Source organism: uncultured Marivita sp. (assembly GCF_947488135.1).
Taxonomy (GTDB): Bacteria; Pseudomonadota; Alphaproteobacteria; order Rhodobacterales; family Rhodobacteraceae; genus Marivita.
Window position 1 is genome coordinate 1 of sequence record NZ_CANKYW010000034.1, and the last position, 1,312, is coordinate 1,312.

At 59.0% G+C, this 1,312-nt stretch carries 1 protein-coding gene and 1 other annotated feature; the gene reads left to right on the forward strand.

Translation table 11 applies throughout. The features are described 5' to 3' along the window. The first annotated feature begins 53 nt into the window (after positions 1 to 53). A protein-coding gene (locus Q1B16_RS22300; protein ID WP_299794633.1) for an IS3 family transposase occupies positions 54 to 1,273 on the forward strand; the annotation gives its coding sequence in 2 pieces (ribosomal slippage) (positions 54 to 342 and positions 342 to 1,273; 1,221 coding nt in all). Next, positions 335 to 448 (forward strand) — a sequence feature (AL1L pseudoknot). (Overlaps the previous gene by 114 nt.) Positions 1,274 to 1,312: the final 39 nt, after the last annotated feature.

The following is a 1,312-nucleotide window of genomic DNA, read 5'->3' on the forward strand; positions in this document are numbered from 1 at the left end:
TGAACCGCTCCGGGTTTGCCGGAGGCTCCAACTCTTGAGTAGGATGGAGCATCATGAGCAAGACGACGAACAAATATTCACCGGAATTACGCGAGCGCGCTGTTCGCATGGTTTTGGACAACGCAGGGCAGCATGAGAGCCGCTGGGCAGCAATCCTGTCGATCTCTTCGAAGATTGGTTGCGCACCTCAGACGCTGAACGAGTGGGTCAAGAAGGCCGAGGTCGATCGCGGAGACCGCGCCGGTATCACGACCGAGATGGCCGAGAAGTTGAAAGCCTTGGAACGCGAGAACCGCGAACTGAAGCAGGCGAACGAGATCCTGCGCAAGGCGTCGGCATATTTTGCCCAGGCGGAGCTCGACCGCCGGTCCAGGACATGATCGCCTTCATCGAAGAGAACAGGGATATCGGGGTCGAGCCGATCTGCAAGCAACTGCCGATTGCCCCATCCACGTTCTACGATCACATGGTCAAGAGGGCGAACCCCGAGTTGCTGTCAGATCGGGCTAAGCGGGACGCCGTTTTGCGGCCTGAGATCGAACGCGTCTGGGAGCAGAACTACAAAGTCTACGGCGTTCGCAAAGTCTGGCACCAGCTGCGGCGGGAAGGCTTCGATGTGGCCCGCTGCACAGTGACGCGGCTGATGAAGGACTTGGGCTTGGAAGGCATCATCCGTGGCAAGAAGCACAGGACGACGATTCCAGACAAATCTCAGCCATGCCCGCTGGACAAGGTGAACCGTCAGTTCAAGGCCCCGGCGCCGAACATGTTGTGGGTCAGCGATTTCACCTATGTCGCCACCTGGCAAGGCTTCGTTCACGTAGCCTTTGTTATCGATGCTTTCGCGCGCCGCATTGTTGGGTGGCGCGTCAGCCGCATGGCCCATGCCGGGTTTGTTCTCGACGCCCTCGAACAGGCCGTTCATCAGCGGCAACCTGGATCGGGACTGGTTCATCATTCGGATCGCGGATCGCAATATCTGTCCATTCGCTACACCGAGCGCCTGGCCGAAGCAGGGATCGAACCTTCCGTGGGCAGCGTGGGTGACAGCTACGACAATGCCCTGGCCGAGACGATCAACGGTCTTTTCAAGGCAGAGGTCATTCACCGTCGTGGGCCATGGCGCAGCTTCGACGCCGTGGAATACGCCACACTCGAATGGGTCAACTGGTTCAACAACCGCCGCCTGCTGGAACCCATCGGAAACATCCCGCCAGCAGAGGCCGAGGCAAACTTCTACGCGGCTCTGGAAACATCAGACATGGCCGCGTAACTAAGACCAATCAGCCTCCGGAAAACCCGGAGCGGTTCA